This window comes from Bacillus sp. AFS059628 (genome assembly GCF_002571225.1).
GTDB lineage: Bacteria > Bacillota > Bacilli > Bacillales > Bacillaceae_G > Bacillus_A.
This window is the reverse complement of record NZ_NVEC01000003.1, coordinates 181,696-204,351: the sequence shown is the minus strand read 5'-3', so window position 1 is coordinate 204,351 and position 22,656 is coordinate 181,696. Positions and strand designations below refer to the sequence as shown.

Sequence of the window (22,656 nt, the reverse complement as noted above, 5' to 3'; positions counted from 1 at the left end):
GTCCCCCTTATAAATAAAGCGGCATATGTTGTAAACCTGTTGTTTCTTCTAGTCCCGCTACTATATTTGCATTTTGAATCGCTTGCCCAGCCGCACCTTTCATCATATTGTCTATAACAGAAACGACTGTCACTCTTCCGGTTCTTTCATCATAAGCTATCCCCATATCACAATAATTTGAGCCCCTTACTTCTTTCGGACTTGGAAACTCTCCTTGCGTACGAATTCGAATGAAAGGCGATTGCGCATACGTTTCTTCATATAATTTTTGAAGTTGTTCTATTTCCATTTCTCGTTTTACTTTCGCATAAAGTGTAACCATAATCCCCCGTGATATCGGTATTAAATGTGTACTAAACGTGATTGGCTTCGTTTCCCTATTCCACTCCGCGAGCATTTGCTCGATCTCAGGAACGTGTTGATGCTCATTTACTTTATAAATACGCAGGTTATCGTATAACTCAGGAAAATGAGTCATTGTCGTTGGCGTTTTGCCTGCTCCAGATACTCCTGATTTCGCATCAATGATAATGGAATCTTCTTCAATTATGCCGCTACGAACTAACGGTAATACCGCTAATAATGCAGCTGTAGCAAAGCATCCTGGGTTTGCAATTAAATCTGCATTTTGAATCTCAGACCTTTTCCATTCACTTAACCCATATACAGCTTTACTAAGAACTTCTTCTTTTGCAGCTGACCTTTTGTACCACTGTTCATATATAAAAGGGTCTTTCATACGAAAGTCTCCAGATAGGTCAATTACTTTTAAACCTACTGCTAATAATTTTGGAGTTAGCTCTGCTGATACTCCTGCCGGGGTTGCCAAAAATACAATTTCTGCTTCTTTCACTATTTCCTCTGCATCAATTTCTTGTAACGTATGAACAAGAACATTTTGAAAATGCGGATATACATTTGTTATACACTCACCAACTTGCGAAAAAGAATGAAGAGATGCTATCGAAAAATATGGATGTTGCTCTAATAACCGAATTAACTCAATACCTCCATACCCAGTTGCTCCAATAATCGCGACTTTCATATGCTCCTCCTCATATCAATTCTTTAAATTAAGTATGATTATAATATTGTATATTTATAGAGTCAATTAAATATTTATAAATTTAATAAACTTTAAAAACTTAATTTTACTAGAAAAACAATATACAGAGCAGAATTTTTATACATAAATAGTGTATAGTAGTTTTTTCATTTCACTTCAAGTACAATAAAACAATACATGTATACATACAGGCGGGGAAAAACATGAATGAGAAATTAATTGAGAAAATGATTATAAAAAGTTTTCAGCAATATCAATGTAATCCTATGTCAAATGAGGATCAGGAAATGCTTATTAAACATATTCAAACGATCATTCATTCAAATACTGAAATTGATGTATACGAGGCAGTTGAGGATATCGTTTACGATTATGTGACGGGAAAATAAAAAATAGGAGATTTCCAAATGGAAATCTCCTATTTTTTACTTAATGATTTGCCTGCAATACGCTCAAATAAACCTGGGAATAGAGCATACAGCTTCGGACCAATGCCCATCCACTTCGGTAAGTTTACTTCACGCTTTTTCGTTTGCATCGATTTTACGATTTGCCCTGCTACATATGTTGGTTTTAACATGTATCGTCCCATATTTTTCACATATGTACCGGATTGATCAGCTATTTCAAAAAAGTTCGTATCGATTGGACCTGGATTAATTGCTGTTACGAAAATATTTGTACTAGATAACTCCATGCGTAAACTATTCGTAAATCCTAATACTGCGTGTTTCGTCGCTGCATACGCACTCGATTTCGGAGTTGCAATTTTCCCAGCAAGTGAAGCAATATTAATAATATGACCTTCGTTTCTTTTCACCATATAAGGTAGTACTGCTTTCGTACAAGCTACTAACCCAAATACATTTACTTGGAACATATCTTTCACTTCATCCATTGACGCATCTTCAAACGTTTTAAAAATACCAAATCCCGCATTGTTTACTAATATATCAATACGTCCCACTTCCTGTAATACCTTTGAAAAAACAGATTGTACTTCCGTCTCTTCACTTACATCTAATACATAATAATAGCAAGGCGTATTATAAGTTTCTTTAATTTTTTCTGCTAATGCTTTTAATTTCTCTTCTGTTCTAGCCATTAATACTGGCGTTGCCCCTTGTTCTGCAACTTGCATTGCAACTTGCTCCCCAATTCCACTAGAAGCACCTGTAATGACGATTACTTTATTTTGTAAACGTCCCGTCATTGCTGTCACCTACTTTGCATAATAAATCAATTGTTGCGAAGATTCATCAATCATCACTTGTTGATTATATGCTAAAAAGTCTAATTGTCCAACCGTTTCTGAAATAGTAAGTGGCAATTGCTCCTTATATAATACTGGAAATAGTTTTACACATACTTCAAAGGCTGTCATTGGTTTTTCCTTTAATAACTCAAGCACTTTAAACGCACGTGTTTCTTGCTTTTGTAATCTCGTTTCAATAAGTTGTTTCACATTTAGAACATCTTCTCCATGTCCCGATAAAATGCGTGAAATATTCATTTCACTTAAACGCTTTAACGTTTGATTATATTGTAATAACGGGCGTGCCCTTTCTGTTTGTCCCTCATATGGTGGTTCTAATATTGGATTCGAAGAAATATGACTAATGAGAGCATCCCCGCCAATTAGTATTCCATCAGATTCTCTATATAATGAAATATGAGTGGAAGCATGACCTGGTGTTTCAATCACTGTAAAACCAGGCATTGAATCAATACGATCTCCCTCTCTCACAGTATGCGTTAACGATCTATTACAAGAATATTTCAGCGTCCTTGTCGTCAACAACGCCTCGTCTTTCAAAAATGCTGCTGGAACACCAAATTGTAAAGCCGTCTCTCTAAAAAACTCATGATATCGCTTTAAAAATTCTGGATTTTGTGTGATCCAAGGCTCATTCCAAGGGTGTCCAATAATGTTCGTCTTCTCAGAAAATATATTTAAAAGCCCACAATGATCCGCATGATGGTGCGTAATGACTACTGTTTCAATATCTTCTATCGTATATCCTAATGTACTTAATTGACTTTCTAACGCATTTCTTGCCTCTTCTGTATTGGTCCCTGTATCAATTAATGTTAATGTCTCCCCCTCAACTAAAAACACATTCACAGTTTCAACTGCAAATGGCACAGGAATCTCCATTCGGTGAATCGCCGTCATGCTTAGCCCCCCTGTCTCTTTCCGGTTCAAAAATGAATACTTCTTCAGTTTACAACTTCTATATATATTTGTCATTATTTTCAGATAAAAAGAGGTGTTTCCTATAAAAAAACGAATGTATGTACATTTATAAGAATTTCTAACCAAAATTAAAGGAGGAACATCATGTCTATTCAAAACATTTCCTTTCTCGGTGCGGGCTCTATTGCTGAAGCGATTATTGGTGGCTTGTTACATGCAAATGTTGTGAAAGGCGAACAAATTACTGTAAGTAATCGTTCTAACGAGACAAGATTACAGGAACTACATAACAAATACGGTGTCAAAGGTACACATAATAAAAAAGAACTACTTACTAATACAAATATTCTTTTTCTAGCAATGAAGCCAAAAGATGTTGCAGAAGCCCTTACCCCTTTTAAAGAAGACATACATAATAACCTGCTCATTATTTCGTTATTAGCAGGTGTTTCTACTCATTCAATTAGAAATCTACTGCAAAAGGACGTTCCGATTATTCGTGCCATGCCAAATACATCTGCAGCTATTTTAAAATCAGCTACTGCTATCTCACCTTCAAAACATGCAACAGCGGAACATATTCAAACTGCCATCGCTTTATTTGAAACGATCGGTCTCGTCTCTGTTGTAGAGGAAGAAGATATGCATGCTGTCACTGCATTATCTGGAAGTGGGCCTGCTTATATTTATTACGTAGTAGAAGCGATGGAAGAAGCTGCAAAAAAAATCGGTTTAAAAGAAGATGTTGCAAAGTCACTTATTCTTCAAACAATGATTGGTGCTGCTGAAATGCTAAAAGCAAGTGAAAAACACCCGTCTATTTTGCGAAAGGAAATTACCTCTCCTGGTGGAACGACCGAAGCAGGTATTGAAGTATTACAAGAACACCAATTTCAACAAGCGCTTATTTCTTGTATTACACAGGCTACACAACGATCGCATAATCTTGGGAAAACATTAGAACAACTAGCAAAAGAAAAATAAAAAATGGAGCTCAATCTTACTTGAGCTCCATTTTTTATAAATATATATTGTTTAGTTATTAGTCTTCCCAAAAATCTCTTCTTGCAGACGGCGACCAGTCGGTGTTGCTGCAAGTCCACCTTCAGCTGTTTCACGAAGTGCTACTGGCATCGTTTGTCCGATTCTAAACATTGCCTCAATTACTTCATCACATGGGATGGTACTCGTTACACCAGCTAATGCTAAATCAGCTGAAATCATCGCATTTGCAGCTCCTGCTGCATTACGTTTTACGCAAGGTACTTCTACAAGTCCTGCAACAGGATCACATACTAAACCAAGCATGTTCTTTAATGAAATTGCCATCGCTGTAGCTGCTTGCTCTTGTGTTCCACCAGCCATTTCAACTGCAGCTGCAGCTGCCATTCCACTTGCTGAACCAACTTCAGCTTGGCATCCTCCCGCTGCACCAGAAATACAAGCGTTATTGGCAACAACCATACCGAAAGCTCCCGCTGTAAATAAGAATTCAATCATTTCTTCACGTGTAGGCTGCAATTTTTCTCTTAGTGCAAATAGTACACCTGGCACTGTTCCAGCAGATCCTGCTGTTGGCGTTGCACAAATAATTCCCATCGCTGCGTTTACTTCATTTGTTGCAACGGCTTTACTCACTGCGTCCAAAATTGTATCTCCAGATAAGCCTTTTCCGCTATTCATATACGCCTGGACTTTTACAGCATCTCCACCAGTTAAACCAGTTGGTGATTTCACACCGCGAATACCACGTTCTACTGCTTGCTCCATTACGACTAAGTTCTTTTCCATACCAGCAATTACTTCTTCACGTGAAATACTTCTTGTTTCCATTTCACATTGAATCATAATTTCTGCGATTTTTACATTTTGTTCTTTAGCTTGCGCCACTAGTTCCGCTGCGTTCCGAAACATGGTGTGTCCCCCCTGCAATTATTCCATAATAGTTACTTGACAAATATTTTGTTGCGCTTTTATTTCTTCAATCACTTCATCTGCTAATATTTCATCTGTTTCGATGACCATAAGCGCTCTTCTTCCTTTTTCTTTACGAGAAACACTCATTGTACTAATGTTAATCTCGTGTTTCGCAAGGATTGAAGCTACTGCTGCAATAGCACCGAAGCGATCGTTATTTACAATAAGTAGTGCTGGACTCGTGCCTGATAATTGAAGATCGAATCCGTTTAATTCTACAACTTCAATTTTACCGCCACCAATTGAGCAAGCAACAACTTCAATTTCTTCTTCACCTTTATACAAACGAATTCTCGCTGTATTTGGGTGAGGTGCATTTGCATCTTCTTCAATGAATTCCACTTCAATTTCGCGCTCTTTTGCTATGTCTAGCGCCTCTGGAATACGTAAGTCATCTGTTTCAAACCCTAATATCCCACCTATTAGCGCTACATCTGTACCATGCCCACGATACGTCTTTGCAAATGATCCATATAATGAAATGCTTACTCTTTCTGGTTCATGACGAAACAGCTGGCGAGTAACTTGCCCCATTCTTGCTGCGCCTGCTGTATGTGAACTTGATGGACCAATCATAACTGGACCAATAATATCAAATACTGAGCGATACTTCATCATAACTCCCCCTAAACCTCTATGAAAAAATTTTTTACTATTCTATTAAGCTACCAAATCGGTTGCTTTTCCAGTTGTACTACGAATTTGTTTCGCTATACGAATTGGATCGTTTTTGAATAACAGTGAAACAATCTATCCTGAAATAATACTAGTTGTAATAATAAATAAGAAACTTAGCATTACCTTCATTTAAAAATAATATAAGCTAATCCACAATAAAGTCTGGTAGCAATCCAAAGTTTAACACAGAACCACTTACAAGGATAGCATAAACAAGTGAAACTATAATCACTGGGAGTTTTGTCCATTCCCACTGATTATTAACCCACAACAATCGTGCTTTTACGGGCAGTTATCTCTCGCCTACATTCCTCGCATTCGCGAATTTTGAGGTAGAGTCTCACTGTCCATTAAAGTGGGATAAATTATAATCTGCCCTCATTATAACTTGTTTTTAATAAAACGCTTACTTTTAATGAATTTTAAAAGTTCTGAATAAAAATCCATTTTTGCTATTTGTATCACTCGTATGTCGTCTGACTTATATAACAGTTTTTCTAAATAATCGATACTATGTATTTTTATCCTATATCTTCCCATCATTAAAACTTTCTGTTTCATCTAATATAAGCATAAAATGATAACAGTTTTATTTTAATTTTTTTTAGAAATAAAAAAATGGCAACCTCTCATCACCATTTTTTTATACCATTATTATCTTTCTACTGGAAATGATTTTAAATCCGTAGCTATTTCTGTATTAGAAAATAGTTCCCTTGCCTCTTTCAATAATTCCTTATACGTATCACCTTGGTAACGAGAACTAATATGAGTCAATATTAATCGTTTTGCATTTGCCTGAAGTGCAATACTCGCAGCTTGTTTAGAGGTGGAGTGAAAATAATCATACGCTTGTTGTTCATCTTCTGCTGCGAAAGTTGCTTCATGAACAAGTACATCAGCGTCTTGCGCCAGCTCTCTACTCGCTTCACAATATCTTGTATCACCTAAAATGGTAATAATTCTTCCCTTTTGAGGTGGGCCGATAAAATCTTTTCCATTTAGTATCGTACCATTTTCTAATTCAACTACTTCTCCATCTTTTAAACGTTTAAAGAGTGGACCAGGTTTCACACCCATCTCCAGCAATTTATCGACTAAAAGGGCGCCTTGTATATCTTTCTCTATAATACGATATCCAAAGCATTCAATACCATGTGACAACCTTTTCGTTTCCACATGAAATTCATTATCCTCAAACACAGTACCTTCTTCTGTTATCTCAATAATTTCAAGTGGGTATTTTACATGTGTCGTACTTACTGATAATGCCACTTCAATAAATTGTTTAATTCCCTTTGGTCCATACACGGTTAAAGGTGTATTCCCTCCTTGAAACGAACGGCTTCCTAATAAACCGGGCAATCCAAAAATATGATCACCATGTAAATGCGTAATAAATATTTTTTCAATGCGGCGTGGACGTACTGATGTATGTAATATTTGATGTTGCGTCGCCTCACCACAATCAAATAACCAAGTCTGTCCTCGTTCTTCTAACAATTGCAAAGCAATTGCTGAAACATTCCTTCCTTTCGAAGGAACACCTGCACCAGTTCCTAAAAATACAAATTCCACTTTCTTTCCTCCAGCTCTTTATATAATCTACCTTTCATCTTACGGAATGTTATTTCAAATGGCAAATCGAATTTACATAACCAATCATCTAGACAACTATATATCACGAACGTTATACTCAAAAAACTTAGCAATCGTTCGTGTTTTGTGTTAAAATGATTATACTACATTTTAAGGGAGCGTTTTATTATGAAAGAAGCATTTCGTTTACAAACTGATTTTTCATCTTCATTTGATCGCTGGGTAAGTTCTTTCGTGTCTGATCACCCAGCACAATTAGAATGGACGACTTTGAAAGAATTAATCCATGAATATACAACAACACACACAAATGATTCGTTACCAACATATATTTCTTCAGCTTTAACATATTACGCACAACGCGTTTCAACAACAAACAGTTCAGAAATTGTTATTTTTGAAAATGCTACAATCTCATAATCTATAAAAAAAGCACTGCAATCAGTGCTTTTTTTATGTCATTAAAGTATTTATTTCCCCTCTTTTTTCTTACTATATAGCCATCACAAACCTATTTGATTTTTCAAAAAAAGATATTGACACTACAATTTTACAGTGCTAACATTCAACATGTAATTGAATATGGTCTCTGTTAGGTGAGGCTCCTGTATAGAGAAACGCTGCTGCCCAAAAATGTCGAGAGACGCCAATGGGTCAACAGGAAAGGTCGGAATGAAGGCCTTTTTTAACGTAGCTGGTTTCAGTACCTATGCTATACAGTGCTAAAACTCAACGAGGGAGAGGTGCACATATTTTGACATACACAAAAACTGTTTTTATCTATGTTTACTAACAGTATTTGTTACGGACTCTTTTAACTGCGAATTCAGACCTTTACTCGTTTTGAGTAAAGGTCTTTTTACGTATATATGCACCTTACTATGAAACAAACATAGCATATTCAGAAACTACTAAATTGTACGGAGGTGAGGAACAGTTGGCAATTGATGATTCGGCCCAGATACCCATATGTTTTACGTTAATATTTCATCATGTAGGTAGGAAAGAAACTGTTCCTCCTCATTTTAAATAGTCGAGTAACAGCTTGTTTCCTCCTTCATGAAAAAGGAGGAACTATCAATGTTAAATTTACAAAGACAAGAAACAAAACATTCATACGATCAAGATTGTATGAAAACAAATAACAAATTATTAGTGGAAGTCCCAACGCAGGATGCAAACAAAGCGTTACGACTTTTAGAAACAACAGAAAATGGACTCTCTAAAGAAGAAGCGTCTCATAGACTTTCTTTATATGGCCCGAATGAAATCGCTCATAATAAAACATCGCCGTGGTACGTTCAATTTCTATTAGCATTTAAAAATCCATTTATTTTTGTTTTATTAGCTCTCGGCGCACTCTCTTTTTTCACAGATGACATACAAGGAACCCTTGTTGTATCTGTAATGGTAGTGCTAAGTGCAACGATTCGCTTTTTACAAGAATTTCGTTCTCAAAAAGCTGCGGATCAGTTAAAAGCTATGGTTCGAACAACGGCAAGTGTCTTTAGAATAGATAGATTTGTACACGAAACAAAAAACGTAATGTATCTAAAGCGAAATGATACAACGGAAATTCCAATTGAAGAACTTGTACCTGGCGATATTATTTCACTTTCAGCCGGTGATATCGTTCCGGCTGATGTGCGTATTTTATCAGCTAAAGATTTATTTGTGAATCAATCCTCTTTAACTGGGGAAGCACTTCCTGTAGAAAAGTACGAAAACTGCTATCATACAGAGAATCAACATATCTTACCGAAAAACATAAAAAAAAATTACAATCCACTCGATATGGAAAATCTTTGTTTTATGGGTACAACTATTGTAAGTGGTAGCGCAAAAGCTGTTGTCATCTCTACAAGTACGAATACGTATTTTGGCTCGTTAGCAAAACAGGTAATCGGTAAGCGCATAGAAACAAGCTTTGATAAAGGGGTAAATAAAGTAAGCTGGCTCTTAATTACATTCATGCTGATTATGGCACCTATCGTACTTCTCATTAACGGCTTTACAAAAGGTGATTGGCAAGAGGCTTTCTTCTTCGCTATCGCTATTGCTGTTGGTCTCACACCTGAAATGTTACCAATGATTGTAACTGCTAATTTAGCAAAAGGTGCCGTTAACATGTCTAAACAGAAAGTAATTGTAAAACAACTAAATTCTATTCAAAACTTAGGTGCTATGAACATTCTTTGTACCGATAAAACGGGAACTTTAACAGAAGATAAAGTTGTACTTGTTCACCATTCAGATCCTAACGGTAATACATGTAATCGTGTATTACACTTTGCCTATTTAAATAGTTTCTATCAAACAGGATTGAAAAATTTAATAGATAAAGCTGTTATGGAGCATACAGAAGAAAACCAAAAGTTTAATCCATCCATTTTTCAAAAACTAGATGAAATTCCATTTGATTTTGCTCGCCGGCGTATGTCTGTCATCGTGAAAGATATTTCAGGTGAACATACAATGGTTTGTAAAGGAGCAGTAGAAGAAATTTTATCTATTTGTAACTACACTGAAGTAGATGGCAAAGTTGTTTCTCTTACCGATGACATGCGCTCAAATGTAAAACAACTAAGTGAGACATTCAATAGTGAAGGTATGCGTGTCATTGCTGTAGCTTATAAAAAAGATAGACCAATAAATGATAAAGAGTACGCGGTACAAGATGAAAACGATATGATTCTCGCTGGATATATTAGCTTTTTAGATCCACCGAAACCATCTGCGGCTACTGCCATTCAAGCATTACAAAAACATGGTGTACAAGTGAAAATTTTAACTGGTGATAACGAAATTGTGACAAGAAAAGTTTGCAAAGAAGTTGGATTGAATATCGGTGAACCTGTCCTTGGTTACGAAATCGATTCTTTACCTGATAAAGCATTAGCGAAATTAGCCGAAGAAACAACTGTATTTGCTAAACTAAATCCAATGCAAAAATCACGCATTATACGAGTATTACAAGAAAACGGACACACTGTAGGTTATATGGGAGATGGCATTAACGATGCCGTAGCGTTACGTGAAGCTGACGTTGGCATTTCTGTTGATACTGCTACCGATATTGCAAAAGAGTCTTCCGACATTATTTTACTTGAGAAAAGTTTAACAATATTAGAAGCTGGTATTCTAGAAGGACGCACTACATTCGGAAATATTTTAAAATATATTAAAATGACAGCTAGTTCTAACTTTGGAAATGTATTTAGTGTGTTAGTAGCAAGTGCTTTCATCCCCTTCTTGCCTATGCTTGCCATTCACCTTTTAATTCAAAACTTACTTTATGATATTTCACAATTGTCTATTCCATGGGACAAAATGGATAAAGAGTTTTTAGAAAAACCAAGAAAATGGGATACTGCAAACTTACGGAACTTCATTATTTGCATCGGTCCTATTAGTTCCATATTTGATATCATCACATATGTAGTTATGTGGAACGTCTTCGGTGCGAATACAGCTAGCGAACAATCATTATTCCAATCTGGTTGGTTTGTCGTTGGATTGCTAACACAAACTTTAATTGTTCACATGATAAGAACACAGAAGATTCCGTTCATTCAAAGTACTGCATCAATACCGGTTCTTTTATTAACCGCTTGTATTATGGCAATCGGAATTTATATTCCATTCTCACCACTCGGAGCAGCCGTTGGATTACAAGCATTACCACTTAGCTATTTCCCTTGGTTAGTAACAATACTATTAGGCTATGCTTTTTTAACACAATTCCTGAAAAAGTTTTATATTAAAAAGTTTCATAGTTGGTTGTAAAAATAAGAATGAGTGGGTATTCCCCGCTCATTCTAAAAAACATAACACATATTTATATATGGAGGTGACCATGATGGTATGGTACGACATTGTATTCAGATTAGTTATAGCAATTATTGTAGGAGCTTGCATTGGAATGGAAAGACAATGGAGACACCGAATGGCTGGGTTACGGACAAATGCTCTCGTATCACTTGGTGCCTGTATATTTGTTTTATTATCTGTCATGCTTGACCATGATGCCAGCCCATCCCGCATTGCTGCTCAAGTCGTTAGTGGCATTGGCTTTTTAGGGGGCGGCGTTATTATTCGCGATGGTTTTAGTATTAGAGGGCTAAATACGGCAGCTACTTTATGGTGTGCAGCTGCTGTCGGTACTCTTACAGGCGCCGGTTTCCTCGTTGCAGCTATATTAGGTGCAACCGGCGTGTTACTTGCAAATATACTCCTTCGCCCAATAGCTCTTTTTATGAATAAAAAATCAAAAGAAGAATCACCAGAACAAACGAACTACTTACTTTCTCTTACTTGTTCAGAAGAAAATGAAGCACATATTCGTTTTTTACTTATGCATATGGTAAGTACAGAAGGACTCGGTTTAAAAGAGTTGTATAGTGAAGACGTAGATTCTAATCAAAAGGTGTGTATACAGGCTACATTACATTGCAAGACAAATGCTGCTATCTTAATTGAAAAAATAGTGAGTAGAATGCTATTAGAATCTGGCGTTACTGGAGCTGGCTGGAAGACTTCTTTAGATTTAGAAGCGAGTTAAATATGAAAGGTGTCATGATATTCACTACTCCATGACACCTTTTACATAAATTTATTTTCTAATTTTTGTTGAAAAGACTTTTCTTGCTTACGTAATAGTTGACTACCTCGTTGTAAAATCGGCATTCCATATTTATCATTAATTTGATCGATGACAGCTAGTAGCGGCTCTTCTTTTGCATCTTCTTCAAATGAAAATAAATCTAATTGTTTCACCGATTCTGTCTTCCACTCTATTTCAGTAGCTGTAACACCTAGTAAGCGAACGGAATCACCATCCCAATGTTGCTTCCATAAACGAGATGCTGCCTGGAAAATATCTCGTTCTTCCCAAATGGCATTTTTCAATTGCTTACTCCGCGTTACTGTCCGCCTATCATGATATTTAATCATAATTTGAATATTATAGCTGACAAGAGTTCGCTTTTGTAATCTTTTACTCACTGATTTTGATAGTCGTTCTAACATATCAAGTAATTCTTTCTCTTCATCCATATCCTTTGAAAAAGTCATCGAGTTACCAACGCTTTTATGTTGTCCCATTTGACTCGGATCAACTTCCCTATCATCCATACCTTTTGCCCGCCGCATTAAATCAACACCTTGCTTTCCAATTTTAGCGCGAATGATATGCTCGTTTCCTTTTGCTAACTGCTCAATTGTTTGTATATGAATATCGTTTAATTTCTCAGCTGTTTTTTCTCCAATTCCATGCATCGCTCCAACCGGAAGTGGCCAAATCATTTCTGGAATATCTCGTTTTCGAAGCACAGTAATACCGAGAGGCTTTTTCATATCAGAAGCTGTTTTTGCTAGGAAAAGGTTCGGAGCAATTCCAATGCTACAGGGTAGCTGTAACTCTGTTAATAATGCTTGTTGAATCATCTTTGCTATTTCAAGAGGCGAACCGAGTGCGTAGCAATCTGTAATATCTAAATATCCCTCATCTATAGAGACTGGTTGTATTTTTTCCGTAAAACGAGAAAGGATTTGAAACATTTGAAATGAAGCTTCACGATATAATGTAAAATTCGGACGCCTTACAACTAATTGCGGGCATAACCTTTTTGCTTCCCAAAGAGGCATCGTTGTACGTATTCCATATTCTCTCGCCTCATAACTACATGTTATAATAATTCCTTTTCTTTCTTTTTCATTTCCAGCAACCGCTAACGGCTTTCCTTGTAATGATGGGTCATGAGCAATTTCAACAGATGCGAAAAAACAATTCATATCTACATGTAAAATAACACGACCCTTTTTCGGATACATTTCTCGCATAGTACTCACCCCTCCAAAGAACATTTGTTCCTTTATTATACCAAATTCATGCACAATATAATAATTACTTATTCTTTTTATCCTTATTTTTGCTATACTTAATATAAATATGGATATTTTTGTAAAAGGAGTGATCTATTATGAAATCAAACAGTAACCTCAATTATACATTTCTCGTTATTATATTAATCATCTTAATTAATTATTTATTACTTCCTATTTTTGATATTAACGTAGCAGGGATTCTTCCAAGTCTACTAGGCATTATAACAAAGGACATACTGCCATGGATTTTCTTGTATTGGCTTATCCGTCTTGTAAAAGCCATCGAATCAAAATAAAAAGCGTGTAAATCCATTGTGATTTACACGCTTTTTCTATTACATTACTTCGCTACTTCTTCAATAATTGCAACAACTAATTCTGCTGTTTTCGCTAATTCTTCAACAGGAATCTTTTCGTTTGTTGTATGAATTTCTTCATAACCAACCGCTAAGTTAACTGTTGGAATCCCGTGTCCTGCAATTACGTTTGCATCACTTCCGCCACCACTTTGGTGAAGAGAAGGTGTACGACCAATTTTTTCAGCTGCACGTTTTGCAACTTCTACAACGTGATCGCCATCAGCAAATTTAAATCCTGGGTACATAACGTTTACTTCAACGTCTGCGTGACCGCCCATTTCTTTTGCAGTTGTTTCAAATGCTTCTTTCATTTTTGCAACTTGTGCTTCCATTTTTTCATTGATTAAAGAACGCGCTTCTGCAAAGATTTGCACGTGATCGCAAACGATATTCGTTTGTGTACCACCTTCAAAACGTCCAATATTTGCAGTTGTTTCAGAATCAATACGTCCAAGTGGCATCTTCGCAATTGCTTTCGCTGCGATCGTAATTGCAGATACACCTTTTTCTGGTGCTACACCAGCGTGAGCTGTTTTCCCTCGAATAATCGCATTCACTTTCGCTTGTGTTGGAGCTGCAACAACGATTTCACCAACTTTTCCATCGCTATCTAATGCATAACCGTATTTCGCTGTAATGCGCTCACGATCTAATGCTTTTGCACCAACAAGACCAGATTCTTCTCCAACTGTAATAATAAATTCAATTTTACCGTGAGGGATATTTTTCTCTTTTAAAACACGGATTGCTTCGAACATGGATGCTAATCCTGCTTTATCATCCGCACCTAAAATCGTAGTACCATCTGATACGATATATCCATCTTTAATAGAAGGCTTAATTCCATTACCAGGAACTACTGTATCCATATGAGAAGTAAAGTAAATTGTATCAACACCATCTTTTGTTGCTGGTAATGTACAAATTAAGTTACCTGCACCATGCCCAGTAACAGCCATTGTGTCATCTTCAAATACTTCTACACCTAAATCTGTGAATTTCTTTGTTAATACTTTGCAAATTTCTGCTTCAAATTTCGTTTCAGAATCTACTTGTACTAATTCCATAAATTCATTTACTAAACGTTCTTGATTAATCATAAGACTGCGCCTCCTGCACTACCATTATGTATGTAACACTATTAATTATAACAGAATTTCGCAAAAGTTTCGAAATACAAGACAAAAAACAGACGGTTTATATGTCTAGATAACCATCTGCTTTCCATTACTCATTTAACAATACCCAGCGCATATGATCTTCCCACACTCCGTTAACCATTAACATCTTCCTAGACACACCTTCATATTGAAAACCTATCTTCGTCACGACTTGTATAGATGCTAAATTTCGTGGCATAATCGGTGCTTCTATACGATGTAATTGAAATTCCTCAAAAGCAACTTGAATCGCTTTTCTAAGCGCTTCCGTCGTATAACCTTTGTTTAACTCTGCCTTATCTAATTTATAGCCGAGTACACAAGATTGATAAATTCCGCGAACAATTAAATTAAATGAAATACATCCAATTATTTTCGTATCATCACCCTTTTTAAAAATCCAAAGCCTGATGATTTTACCTTCTGCGATCTCTTTTCTATCCTTTTGCAACTTTTTCTTTTGATAATCTAACGTAAAAAAATCATCCGGTCTATACTCTTCCCAAGCTTTTAAAAATTCACGATTTCTGTCGTAATATTGAAGAACTTTTTCAGCATACGACTCATCAATTTCCCTTAAATGTAAACGATTTGTTTCATATATTTTCATCATCGTATCTCCATTCTTCAGCTTGCATAACAAAAAACTTACACTCCATCATTTTATATATTCTCTACATACATACAAATTTCCTGTTATACTTTACACGTACTTCTCGAATTTTGTCATTTCTCTCCCCTTGTCCACAATATCATTTCTCGTTACAATGATATTGTACTGATTTGCAAGGAGGTATAACGATGCATAAAAAAGCTCAAAAAGTTATGATTTATGTAATGCTAATTTCTATGCTTGTAACAACATTACTTGCTGGCGCGAGTATGTTTTGGTAAAAAGGACGATGTGTTCGTCCTTTTTTTACTTTTTACATATAACAAAATAAACCATCTCGATATCGAGATGGTTTATTTTATATAAAGCACAATCGCTACAATACTAAAGGAAAATGACATTACAAGTGCTATTACAAAACTTGTATATTGTTTTTGCTGAAATGCTCCAATAACAAAAGTAAGATTGAGTAATGCCATACATACAATTGCTACAAGATAAGAACATATATTAAAAGTTGCCAATATGAATGTAATAACAAATAGAAATCCCATTAAAAATTGCATATACGAAATTTTTGGATTCAAATACATATGAGCAACCCCTTTATCTAATTTTATCTTTCTATACTCTCATTAACTCATGGTTATGTACACATGTCAAGACAACTTATTACAATAGAAAAAGCCAACCTTTTTGTTGACTTTTTCATATGCAATGGCTCCTTTTTCTTTTGCCAATTGCTGAAATGACTTTTTCGATTTTACAATCCATACTTTCGTTCCAATTGGAATGCGATCAAATAAATATTCCACATCATTTTTCTTCATTCTTATACATCCTTGTGAAATATACTTTCCAATTGAACTTGGTTGGTTTGTTCCATGTATTCCATACTTACTCCCATCAGTTCCTCTTGCATTAAATCCCATCCACCTAGATCCAAGTGGATTTTTCGGTGATCCCCCTGGAATATTCTTCGCAATATAATATGGGTCCTTTGCTTTCATGACCATATCAAAAGTTCCCTCTGGAGTTAATTCATTTGTTTTCCCTGTAGCGACTGGAAAAACCTTTTGAATCTTTCCATCGTCAATATAAGCTAATTTATTCGGCGCTTTATTTACAATAATAAAAGGATCCCCGGCACGTGGATTATCACCAAGAGGCCAAATAGGCGATAAAGAAAGACATAATATGATAGAGAGAAGATACGGCATAGATAATTCCTACCTTCTATATAAGTTCTTTTATATTATCCTTTCCCTTAAAGCGACTTTTAATGAGTAAATATTGTTCCATTTCATACACAAGTTGAACAAGTTTCGCACGTATCTCAAATTCTTCGCGTGTAGCTGGCAATGGCATGTCTCTAAATAATTCCCTCATTTCTTGAAGCTGCCTTAAGGAAATAACGCCAGTACTCTCAGGGCTAATAGCATTACCAATGTTTTCAACAACATCTGCAATCATGTCAGCTTGTTCATATGTCCACGATAAAGAAGCTGCTAGTGGTATCATTCGCTCTAAAATTTCGAATTGTTGCATACGCATATTAAAATAACGATAGTAATAATCATCTTCTCGCATAAATGCATTCTCAAGTTTTTTAAACGATAAATCTCTTGCTTCATTTAACATATTCTCGGTTTCAATGAGTTCTGCTCCACTCCAACTACTTTCTCGATTTCGTAAATACACAACCATTTCAAACAAAATCGTTTTAAAATTATTCTCTATTTTATCCTGATACTCTTTTAGCTTATTTTCACTACTCGGCATATACATATTTACTAATAACGCCACGCTAATCCCTATCGTTAATATAGCAATTTCATTTCCAACTATAAGCCATGTAATTTGCTTCAATGAATATAGATGCATAACAATAACTGAACTCGTGACAATACCTTCTTGAATTTTAAGCATTACTGCAGTCGGAATAAATGTAAGTAACAATATGCTAATTGCAAGTGGTGTATAGCCAATCGTTTCAAAAATACAAAACGCGAATGCCATTGATAATACACACGCTAGAAAACGATGTAACGACACTTGAAGTGATTTGCGCTTCGTATTTTGTACACATAAAATAACTAAAATGCCTGCTGAACTATAAAATTCTAACCCTAATAACTGAGCAATAAAAACTGCCGCACCTGTCCCTATTGCTGTTTTTACTGTACGATATCCAATTTTAAACATATCATTACTCCTATATGTATAAACGTATTTACAGCTAGTATAAAAAAAGGATGACACAATGTCATCCTTTTCTACTTATTATTCACATAACCTTTTCATATTACAATATTTTTTGTAAAAATTGTTGCGCACGTTCACTTTTCGGCGCTGCAAAAAATTCTTCTGGCGCACTATCTTCTACAAGCTTTCCTCCGTCCAAGAAAAGAACACGATCTGCCACTTCTTTTGCAAAGCCCATTTCATGTGTAACGATAGCCATCGTCATTCCTGTCGTAACTAACGATTTCATAACTTCTAACACTTCTTTCACCATCTCTGGATCTAGCGCCGATGTCGGTTCATCAAATAACATAACTTCCGGTTCCATTGCTAACGCTCTTGCAATTGCTACACGTTGCTTTTGTCCTCCCGAAAGACGATTTGGATACGTATCTTTTTTATCTACTAATCCAACCTTTTCTAAAAGTTTCTCAGCTTTCTTTTCAGCTTCTTGCTTCATTACCCCTTTTACATTGATAGGAGCATACGTAATATTTTCTAATACAGTCATATGAGGAAATAAGTGGAAATGTTGAAAGACCATACCGACATTTTCACGAACATGCATAACATTCGTTTTCGGATTCGTTACTTCTTCCGTTCCAATCCAAATGTGACCATCCGTTGGTGCTTCTAACATATTCATACAACGTAAAAATGTTGATTTTCCTGATCCAGAAGGCCCTATAATTGCGACTACTTCCCCTTTTTCAATCGTTGTTGTAATTCCTTTTAATACTTCGTTTTTACCAAATGATTTATGAAGGTTTTCAATTTTAATCACTTTTCTTCATTCTCCCTTCAATTGCCTTCCCGACTAATGTAAGAATAATGACTAACATATAATAAATCAGTCCAACAAAAAGTAATGGTTCAAGATATTTAAATGTCTCACCGCCTACAATGTAAGCACGACGCATTAAATCAGTCGCGCCTATTACTGTTACTACAGCCGATTCTTTCGTAAGTGTCGCAAATTCGTTCACAAGCGCTGGTAATATATTTTTTAATGCTTGAGGGAAAATAATATTTCTCATCATTTTTCCGTACGGTATCCCTAAAGCCATTGCTGCTTCTGTTTGTCCTTTATCAACCGCTTGAATACCAGCACGAATTACTTCTGACATGTATGCACCTGAATTCAAGCTAAATGCAAGTACAGCAGCTAAGAATGCTGGTATTTCATAACCAATTATTTGTGGGACGCCGAAATAAATAATCATTAATTGCAATACAAGGGGTGTACCACGAAAAATTGATGTATAAAAATCTGCTGCTATATTTAATGCTCGTATTCTAGCAATTTTACAAAGTGCTAATAGCGTTCCTAAAATAAATCCTGCTAAAGCTGATACTGCTACAATTTTCAAAGTAACTTCTAAACCTTTTAGTATATATGGTATCGAAGGCGTAATCGCCGAAAAATCTAAGTTCATTCTTTTCATTCCCCTCACAGAAATTTGAAAGGCAGCTTATTTTCCGCCGCCAAACCATTTCTTCACTAATTTATCCATTTCTCCATTTTCTTGCATTTTTTTAATTACTTTATTAAATTCAGCTGTTTTATCACTGTTTTTCGGAAGGGCAATTGCTGCTCCAACTTCTTCTGGTGCTTCTTTAATTTCAATTCCTTGTAAATCTTTCATTTTCTCTAAATAATTTTTAGCAACTGTATCTTCTATAATTGCAGCGTCAAAACGACCAGCTTTAATTTCTTGTACGATTTCTGGTATACGGTCACGTCCCTCAACTTGGAAATCTACTTGTTTTTTAAATTCTGCAGCTTTCTCTTCTTGAATGGACCCTGTTTGTACCCCTACTTTTTTCCCTTTTAAATCCTCTACAGATTTAATGTTAGAATCCTTTTTAGAAACGACCATATTTTTCGCAACAAAATAAATATCTGTAAAATCAACATTATTTTTACGCTCTGCAGTTGGCGTCATACCTGCCATTACGAAATCAACTTTTTCTGAACTAAGAGATGCTAATAAACCACCAAAATCCATATCTTTCACTTTCACTTCATACCCAAGTTCTTTTCCGATATATTTAGCAACATCAACATCAAAGCCAATAATTTCATCGCTCTTTGACGCATCTACATATTCATAAGGTTTATAATCTGCTGAAGTTCCCATTACGAGTACTTTTTTATTTCCTTTTGTTTCTTTCGATTCCCCATTACTACAAGCGCTGAATATACTTACAATTAAAATAAGTGCAAACGATATTGATAATAACTTCTTCATCTTTCTTCCCCCTAATAATGTATATTTAAAAGTTTAATAGAATATTTATTCGATGTTTGTATTGTATCAGCACTTTTATTTTTATGCAATATATAAAATAAAAATAAATAAAATAACAACAAAAACAACATTATTAATGTATAAAACATTGCATAAAATAAAAAGGATATGCATACTCCATAAAACTTGACGCTAAATAAAAAAAGGCGGTATGTCCACAATTAAGTGGACGTACCGCCTTTTCGCTTATATTTATAGTTCTTCACAATTCTCTTCGAAATAAGATTGTAGTTTTGCAATAACTTGCATCGGTTCATGACCTTCAATTTCATGACGCTCAACCATCGTTACAATTTTTCCATCTTTTAATAAAGCAAATGATGGAGAAGATGGTGGGTACCCTTCGAAATATTCACGAGCTCTTGCTGTCGCTTCTTTATCTTGACCTGCAAACACCGTTACAAGATGGTTAGGTCGTTTATCATAATGTACGGAATGCGCAGCAGCAGGACGAGCAATACCGCCTGCACAACCACATACAGAGTTTACCATTACAAGTGTTGTTCCATTTCTTTTAAACGCTTCTTCTACTGCTTCTGGCGTCGTTAATTCTGTATATCCAGCAGAGACAATCTCTTCACGCGCTTGGCGGACAACATCATTCATAAAAAAGTTAAAATTAATCAATCTTTTCCCTCCTCTAAAACTACCTATTTGTATCTTACCAGTTAATGTTTATGAAATACAAGTAAGTTTACTTGTATTTCAGCATAGAAAAGGTGTTAGAGCAGGGCTCTAACACCTTTTCTTAATGACCACGATGTTTTTGCTTTGCTTTTTTTACTTTGATTAAACGTCTTCTTTGTTTTTCAGCTTCACGCTTCTCTTTAGATTGCACTTTCTTTTCTTGTTTATGCAGTTCATAGGATAAGCTAATTGCCTCTTGTGCCTTAGTAAAACGGTTTACATTTACTTCTTTTGCTACTTGTCGTATGATACGCTTTATATTTTTGGGACGCGTTTTTTCTTTCACTTCCACGCCACATTTTGCAAAGTGCTGAAAATACGCTAACATTGGACCATTTACAAATATAAGTATTTCTTCGTCTGACGGCTCTGTTCCAAAAATATACCTGGCTCCATACAATTTTCCTTTTTCTTTACATGTAATGATCCCAACAAAAAATTGGCCATCATGATATACTGTCAACTCCATTGACAGCCCCTCCTTTATAAAATTAGAAATACGGGACATCCCGGAGGGGAAGGTTACTAACATGAAATCATGCGTCTGGACTACCAACCAGAACTGTGTTTTTGTAGTTCTTTCACTATTATTATATCTTTTTTTCCATAATTTTCATATATTCAACAATCATTTTTTTATGCGATCCCACAATATAGTCAGGTAGTTCTGTTAGCGGGAAGAATTTAAGCTGAACCGCTTCTTCTTTATTCATAACAAAATCTCCATCGTATTCATCCGTATAATAAGCGGTCGTTACAGATTGAAATTCATCGCCGTTTGCTAATTTTGTAAAATAATTCGCTCCAGAAAATACGTTGATTAATTGTAGGTTCTTCACTTTTATCCCTGTTTCTTCGTATACTTCACGGCAAGCTGTTTCTTCTGGTGATTCACTAAGCTCCATTAATCCGCCAGGCAGCCCCCATTTTCCGTAAGGCTCTGTTCTTTGTTGTAATAATACATATCCATTTTCATTTATAACGAGTACAACAGCACCAACTAAAATTAAAGGGCGATGACCAACTATTTTTCGTAATTCTTCTACATATCCCATCGTATCCCTCCTTTTTCGTTGTCCACACTATTGTATCATATGTATGAAACGACAAAATGCGTATATTTTTCATTTTTTTAACAAAATATTTATTTTATGTGCTTCATCTACTGTAGCTAACAGAATGGATTCAACTTCTGCGTTTTTCTCTAGAAATTCTCTCGCCCATTCTTCTGTTTTCCCTAATAAAGCAAGAACATCTTTCTGAATGCTCCCATCCTTTACTAATACAAAAGAAACTGGAGATTTTTTTCCCGCCACTTTCAGATCAAGCCGCGAAACTGCTTCATGTTCTGGATACTGAAATATAGAAACGACACCGTTCGCTTCCCATAATGCTAATTTAATCTTTTGAATGTCGCTCACATTTCGCATACGAAGTTCCGAAAATAAATATTCCACCGTAATTCTTGCTTTTTTCAAATTGCTAAAATCAATGGAACCATTGTGTATAAGAATAATAGGTGCTGGCTCTAAAAAGCGCCTCCATCTATCCCATTTCAACATTAAGACTGAGCTTATAATGTGAAGTACAACGAGTATGAGCGTTGTAATCATTGAGCCGAGTAATCCTACTTTTTCATCAGATAATGCGTTAGAAATATTCCCGCCAAGCAATAATACTAATACAACATCTAAAAAACGAAGTTGTGCGATGGACCTTTGTCCCATTGCTTTCGCAACTAATATTAAAAATATGTATGCTATAATAGCCCGAATAACCCATTCACTATTAGAAAGATGCCTTGCCCCTTCAAAAATATGCATATGCATCACCTTGCACCCCTTACCCGTCTCAAACTGCTACTTTGTTTTAGTTTGC

General features: G+C 35.6%; 26 protein-coding genes, 1 pseudogene and 1 riboswitch. Of the genes and pseudogenes, 7 read left to right on the top strand and 20 right to left on the bottom strand.

Annotated features, from left to right (window positions below; all coding sequences use genetic code 11):
* Positions 1 to 7: 7 nt before the first annotated feature.
* Positions 8 to 1,045 carry an N-acetyl-gamma-glutamyl-phosphate reductase gene (gene argC / locus COL05_RS01940; RefSeq protein ID WP_098667374.1) on the bottom strand — a complete coding sequence of 346 codons (1,038 nt, stop codon included), beginning with the start codon at positions 1,043 to 1,045 and terminating at the stop codon, positions 8 to 10.
* Between the two features lie 224 nt (positions 1,046 to 1,269).
* On the opposite strand from argC, the gene COL05_RS01935 reads away from it, so the two are divergent.
* Positions 1,270 to 1,455: a YqzH family protein gene (locus tag COL05_RS01935; RefSeq protein WP_001003210.1), complete on the top strand. Its 186-nt coding sequence runs from the start codon at positions 1,270 to 1,272 to the stop codon at positions 1,453 to 1,455.
* 29 nt (positions 1,456 to 1,484) lie between these two features.
* Here the strand turns inward: COL05_RS01935 and COL05_RS01930 are convergent, their stop codons facing one another.
* Both COL05_RS01930 and COL05_RS01925 read right to left on the bottom strand, forming a co-directional pair.
* Positions 1,485 to 2,279 carry an SDR family oxidoreductase gene (locus tag COL05_RS01930; RefSeq protein ID WP_098667373.1) on the bottom strand — a complete coding sequence of 265 codons (795 nt, stop codon included), beginning with the start codon at positions 2,277 to 2,279 and terminating at the stop codon, positions 1,485 to 1,487.
* Between the two features lie 9 nt (positions 2,280 to 2,288).
* Positions 2,289 to 3,242: an MBL fold metallo-hydrolase gene (locus COL05_RS01925; protein WP_098667372.1), complete on the bottom strand. Its 954-nt coding sequence runs from the start codon at positions 3,240 to 3,242 to the stop codon at positions 2,289 to 2,291.
* 165 nt (positions 3,243 to 3,407) lie between these two features.
* Between COL05_RS01925 and proI the strand changes: the two genes are divergently transcribed.
* Positions 3,408 to 4,247 carry a pyrroline-5-carboxylate reductase ProI gene (proI, locus tag COL05_RS01920; protein WP_098667371.1) on the top strand — a complete coding sequence of 280 codons (840 nt, stop codon included), beginning with the start codon at positions 3,408 to 3,410 and terminating at the stop codon, positions 4,245 to 4,247.
* 51 nt (positions 4,248 to 4,298) lie between these two features.
* On the opposite strand, the gene sdaAA is transcribed toward proI, so the two are convergent.
* From sdaAA to rnz, 4 genes and pseudogenes are all read right to left on the bottom strand, one after another.
* Positions 4,299 to 5,177, bottom strand: a complete 879-nt coding sequence (gene sdaAA / locus COL05_RS01915; protein WP_098667370.1) for an L-serine ammonia-lyase, iron-sulfur-dependent, subunit alpha — start codon at positions 5,175 to 5,177, stop codon at positions 4,299 to 4,301.
* 18 nt (positions 5,178 to 5,195) lie between these two features.
* On the bottom strand, positions 5,196 to 5,855 hold the full coding sequence (gene sdaAB / locus COL05_RS01910) for an L-serine ammonia-lyase, iron-sulfur-dependent subunit beta (protein ID WP_098667369.1): 660 nt from the start codon (positions 5,853 to 5,855) through the stop codon (positions 5,196 to 5,198).
* A 79-nt stretch (positions 5,856 to 5,934) separates the two neighbouring features.
* Positions 5,935 to 6,192, bottom strand: a pseudogene (locus COL05_RS32250) (hypothetical protein).
* Positions 6,193 to 6,572: 380 nt separating this feature from the next.
* Entirely contained in the window at positions 6,573 to 7,496 is a 924-nt protein-coding gene (rnz, locus tag COL05_RS01905; protein ID WP_098667368.1) for a ribonuclease Z, read from the bottom strand.
* A 189-nt stretch (positions 7,497 to 7,685) separates the two neighbouring features.
* Between rnz and COL05_RS01900 the strand changes: the two genes are divergently transcribed.
* The 3 genes from COL05_RS01900 (at position 7,686) to COL05_RS01890 (ending at position 12,078) form a co-directional block, all read left to right on the top strand.
* The gene (locus COL05_RS01900; RefSeq protein WP_000656495.1) at positions 7,686 to 7,937 is read left to right on the top strand and encodes a DUF3932 family protein; all 252 of its coding nucleotides are present in this window, start codon (positions 7,686 to 7,688) and stop codon (positions 7,935 to 7,937) included.
* A gap of 161 nt (positions 7,938 to 8,098) precedes the next feature.
* Positions 8,099 to 8,264: riboswitch (M-box (ykoK) riboswitch) on the top strand.
* A gap of 333 nt (positions 8,265 to 8,597) precedes the next feature.
* Positions 8,598 to 11,303, top strand: coding sequence for a magnesium-translocating P-type ATPase (mgtA, locus tag COL05_RS01895; RefSeq protein WP_142337315.1), 2,706 nt, complete (start codon positions 8,598 to 8,600; stop codon positions 11,301 to 11,303).
* Positions 11,304 to 11,376: 73 nt separating this feature from the next.
* Positions 11,377 to 12,078, top strand: a complete 702-nt coding sequence (locus tag COL05_RS01890) for an MgtC/SapB family protein (protein WP_142337314.1) — start codon at positions 11,377 to 11,379, stop codon at positions 12,076 to 12,078.
* Positions 12,079 to 12,119: 41 nt separating this feature from the next.
* Here the strand turns inward: COL05_RS01890 and COL05_RS01885 are convergent, their stop codons facing one another.
* Positions 12,120 to 13,358 (bottom strand): DNA polymerase IV, encoded by a 1,239-nt coding sequence (locus tag COL05_RS01885; RefSeq protein ID WP_098667365.1) that lies wholly within the window; start codon positions 13,356 to 13,358, stop codon positions 12,120 to 12,122.
* A 140-nt stretch (positions 13,359 to 13,498) separates the two neighbouring features.
* On the opposite strand from COL05_RS01885, the gene COL05_RS01880 reads away from it, so the two are divergent.
* Positions 13,499 to 13,699: a hypothetical protein gene (locus COL05_RS01880; protein WP_048550730.1), complete on the top strand. Its 201-nt coding sequence runs from the start codon at positions 13,499 to 13,501 to the stop codon at positions 13,697 to 13,699.
* 44 nt (positions 13,700 to 13,743) lie between these two features.
* Here COL05_RS01880 and COL05_RS01875 read toward each other — a convergent pair whose 3' ends face one another.
* Both COL05_RS01875 and COL05_RS01870 read right to left on the bottom strand, forming a co-directional pair.
* Complete coding sequence (locus tag COL05_RS01875; RefSeq protein WP_000609803.1) at positions 13,744 to 14,862, bottom strand: tripeptidase T; 1,119 nt, start codon at positions 14,860 to 14,862, stop codon at positions 13,744 to 13,746.
* 127 nt (positions 14,863 to 14,989) lie between these two features.
* Positions 14,990 to 15,535: a GNAT family N-acetyltransferase gene (locus COL05_RS01870; protein WP_142337313.1), complete on the bottom strand. Its 546-nt coding sequence runs from the start codon at positions 15,533 to 15,535 to the stop codon at positions 14,990 to 14,992.
* A gap of 188 nt (positions 15,536 to 15,723) precedes the next feature.
* Here COL05_RS01870 and prli42 point away from each other — a divergent pair, with 188 nt between their 5' ends.
* Entirely contained in the window at positions 15,724 to 15,816 is a 93-nt protein-coding gene (prli42, locus tag COL05_RS31155) for a stressosome-associated protein Prli42 (RefSeq protein ID WP_000549038.1), read from the top strand.
* Between the two features lie 72 nt (positions 15,817 to 15,888).
* Here the strand turns inward: prli42 and COL05_RS01860 are convergent, their stop codons facing one another.
* The 10 genes from COL05_RS01860 to COL05_RS01810 form a co-directional block, all read right to left on the bottom strand.
* Entirely contained in the window at positions 15,889 to 16,128 is a 240-nt protein-coding gene (locus COL05_RS01860) for a DUF3894 domain-containing protein (protein WP_098667363.1), read from the bottom strand.
* Positions 16,129 to 16,194: 66 nt separating this feature from the next.
* Positions 16,195 to 16,755: a L,D-transpeptidase gene (locus COL05_RS01855; protein WP_098667362.1), complete on the bottom strand. Its 561-nt coding sequence runs from the start codon at positions 16,753 to 16,755 to the stop codon at positions 16,195 to 16,197.
* Positions 16,756 to 16,771: 16 nt separating this feature from the next.
* Positions 16,772 to 17,740, bottom strand: coding sequence for an aromatic acid exporter family protein (locus COL05_RS01850; RefSeq protein WP_000472665.1), 969 nt, complete (start codon positions 17,738 to 17,740; stop codon positions 16,772 to 16,774).
* 100 nt (positions 17,741 to 17,840) lie between these two features.
* The gene (locus tag COL05_RS01845) at positions 17,841 to 18,563 is read right to left on the bottom strand and encodes an amino acid ABC transporter ATP-binding protein (protein WP_098667361.1); all 723 of its coding nucleotides are present in this window, start codon (positions 18,561 to 18,563) and stop codon (positions 17,841 to 17,843) included.
* Entirely contained in the window at positions 18,556 to 19,215 is a 660-nt protein-coding gene (locus COL05_RS01840) for an amino acid ABC transporter permease (protein WP_001046915.1), read from the bottom strand. Before COL05_RS01840 ends, COL05_RS01845 begins: the two co-directional genes overlap by 8 nt.
* Before the next feature lie 36 nt (positions 19,216 to 19,251).
* A complete protein-coding gene (locus COL05_RS01835; RefSeq protein WP_098667360.1) occupies positions 19,252 to 20,031 on the bottom strand; it encodes a transporter substrate-binding domain-containing protein in 780 nt (259 codons plus the stop codon).
* Between the two features lie 252 nt (positions 20,032 to 20,283).
* Entirely contained in the window at positions 20,284 to 20,697 is a 414-nt protein-coding gene (locus COL05_RS01825) for a BrxA/BrxB family bacilliredoxin (RefSeq protein ID WP_001979317.1), read from the bottom strand.
* 142 nt (positions 20,698 to 20,839) lie between these two features.
* On the bottom strand, positions 20,840 to 21,247 hold the full coding sequence (locus COL05_RS01820) for a YjdF family protein (protein WP_098667358.1): 408 nt from the start codon (positions 21,245 to 21,247) through the stop codon (positions 20,840 to 20,842).
* Positions 21,248 to 21,368: 121 nt separating this feature from the next.
* Positions 21,369 to 21,833, bottom strand: coding sequence for an NUDIX hydrolase (locus tag COL05_RS01815; protein ID WP_098667357.1), 465 nt, complete (start codon positions 21,831 to 21,833; stop codon positions 21,369 to 21,371).
* Positions 21,834 to 21,902: 69 nt separating this feature from the next.
* On the bottom strand, positions 21,903 to 22,607 hold the full coding sequence (locus COL05_RS01810; protein WP_098667356.1) for a DUF421 domain-containing protein: 705 nt from the start codon (positions 22,605 to 22,607) through the stop codon (positions 21,903 to 21,905).
* Between the last annotated feature and the right edge of the window lie 49 nt (positions 22,608 to 22,656).

What these genes read in the sequence shown, in the direction of transcription:
- COL05_RS01850 (WP_000472665.1), bottom strand. Translation starts at nt 17,740, where the DNA reads ATGTTTAAAATTGGATATCGTACAGTAAAAACAGCAATAGGGACAGGT.
- mgtA (WP_142337315.1), top strand. Translation starts at nt 8,598, where the DNA reads ATGTTAAATTTACAAAGACAAGAAACAAAACATTCATACGATCAAGAT.
- sdaAA (WP_098667370.1), bottom strand. Translation starts at nt 5,177, where the DNA reads ATGTTTCGGAACGCAGCGGAACTAGTGGCGCAAGCTAAAGAACAAAAT.
- COL05_RS01825 (WP_001979317.1), bottom strand. Translation starts at nt 20,697, where the DNA reads ATGAATGATGTTGTCCGCCAAGCGCGTGAAGAGATTGTCTCTGCTGGA.
- COL05_RS01815 (WP_098667357.1), bottom strand. Translation starts at nt 21,833, where the DNA reads ATGGGATATGTAGAAGAATTACGAAAAATAGTTGGTCATCGCCCTTTA.
- COL05_RS01855 (WP_098667362.1), bottom strand. Translation starts at nt 16,755, where the DNA reads ATGCCGTATCTTCTCTCTATCATATTATGTCTTTCTTTATCGCCTATT.
- COL05_RS01820 (WP_098667358.1), bottom strand. Translation starts at nt 21,247, where the DNA reads ATGGAGTTGACAGTATATCATGATGGCCAATTTTTTGTTGGGATCATT.
- COL05_RS01835 (WP_098667360.1), bottom strand. Translation starts at nt 20,031, where the DNA reads ATGAAGAAGTTATTATCAATATCGTTTGCACTTATTTTAATTGTAAGT.
- prli42 (WP_000549038.1), top strand. Translation starts at nt 15,724, where the DNA reads ATGCATAAAAAAGCTCAAAAAGTTATGATTTATGTAATGCTAATTTCT.
- COL05_RS01885 (WP_098667365.1), bottom strand. Translation starts at nt 13,358, where the DNA reads ATGCGAGAAATGTATCCGAAAAAGGGTCGTGTTATTTTACATGTAGAT.
- sdaAB (WP_098667369.1), bottom strand. Translation starts at nt 5,855, where the DNA reads ATGAAGTATCGCTCAGTATTTGATATTATTGGTCCAGTTATGATTGGT.
- COL05_RS01900 (WP_000656495.1), top strand. Translation starts at nt 7,686, where the DNA reads ATGAAAGAAGCATTTCGTTTACAAACTGATTTTTCATCTTCATTTGAT.
- COL05_RS01840 (WP_001046915.1), bottom strand. Translation starts at nt 19,215, where the DNA reads ATGAACTTAGATTTTTCGGCGATTACGCCTTCGATACCATATATACTA.
- COL05_RS01860 (WP_098667363.1), bottom strand. Translation starts at nt 16,128, where the DNA reads ATGTATTTGAATCCAAAAATTTCGTATATGCAATTTTTAATGGGATTT.
- proI (WP_098667371.1), top strand. Translation starts at nt 3,408, where the DNA reads ATGTCTATTCAAAACATTTCCTTTCTCGGTGCGGGCTCTATTGCTGAA.
- COL05_RS01890 (WP_142337314.1), top strand. Translation starts at nt 11,377, where the DNA reads ATGGTATGGTACGACATTGTATTCAGATTAGTTATAGCAATTATTGTA.
- COL05_RS01880 (WP_048550730.1), top strand. Translation starts at nt 13,499, where the DNA reads ATGAAATCAAACAGTAACCTCAATTATACATTTCTCGTTATTATATTA.
- COL05_RS01870 (WP_142337313.1), bottom strand. Translation starts at nt 15,535, where the DNA reads ATGATGAAAATATATGAAACAAATCGTTTACATTTAAGGGAAATTGAT.
- COL05_RS01925 (WP_098667372.1), bottom strand. Translation starts at nt 3,242, where the DNA reads ATGACGGCGATTCACCGAATGGAGATTCCTGTGCCATTTGCAGTTGAA.
- COL05_RS01810 (WP_098667356.1), bottom strand. Translation starts at nt 22,607, where the DNA reads ATGCATATGCATATTTTTGAAGGGGCAAGGCATCTTTCTAATAGTGAA.
- COL05_RS01875 (WP_000609803.1), bottom strand. Translation starts at nt 14,862, where the DNA reads ATGATTAATCAAGAACGTTTAGTAAATGAATTTATGGAATTAGTACAA.
- argC (WP_098667374.1), bottom strand. Translation starts at nt 1,045, where the DNA reads ATGAAAGTCGCGATTATTGGAGCAACTGGGTATGGAGGTATTGAGTTA.
- COL05_RS01930 (WP_098667373.1), bottom strand. Translation starts at nt 2,279, where the DNA reads ATGACGGGACGTTTACAAAATAAAGTAATCGTCATTACAGGTGCTTCT.
- COL05_RS01935 (WP_001003210.1), top strand. Translation starts at nt 1,270, where the DNA reads ATGAATGAGAAATTAATTGAGAAAATGATTATAAAAAGTTTTCAGCAA.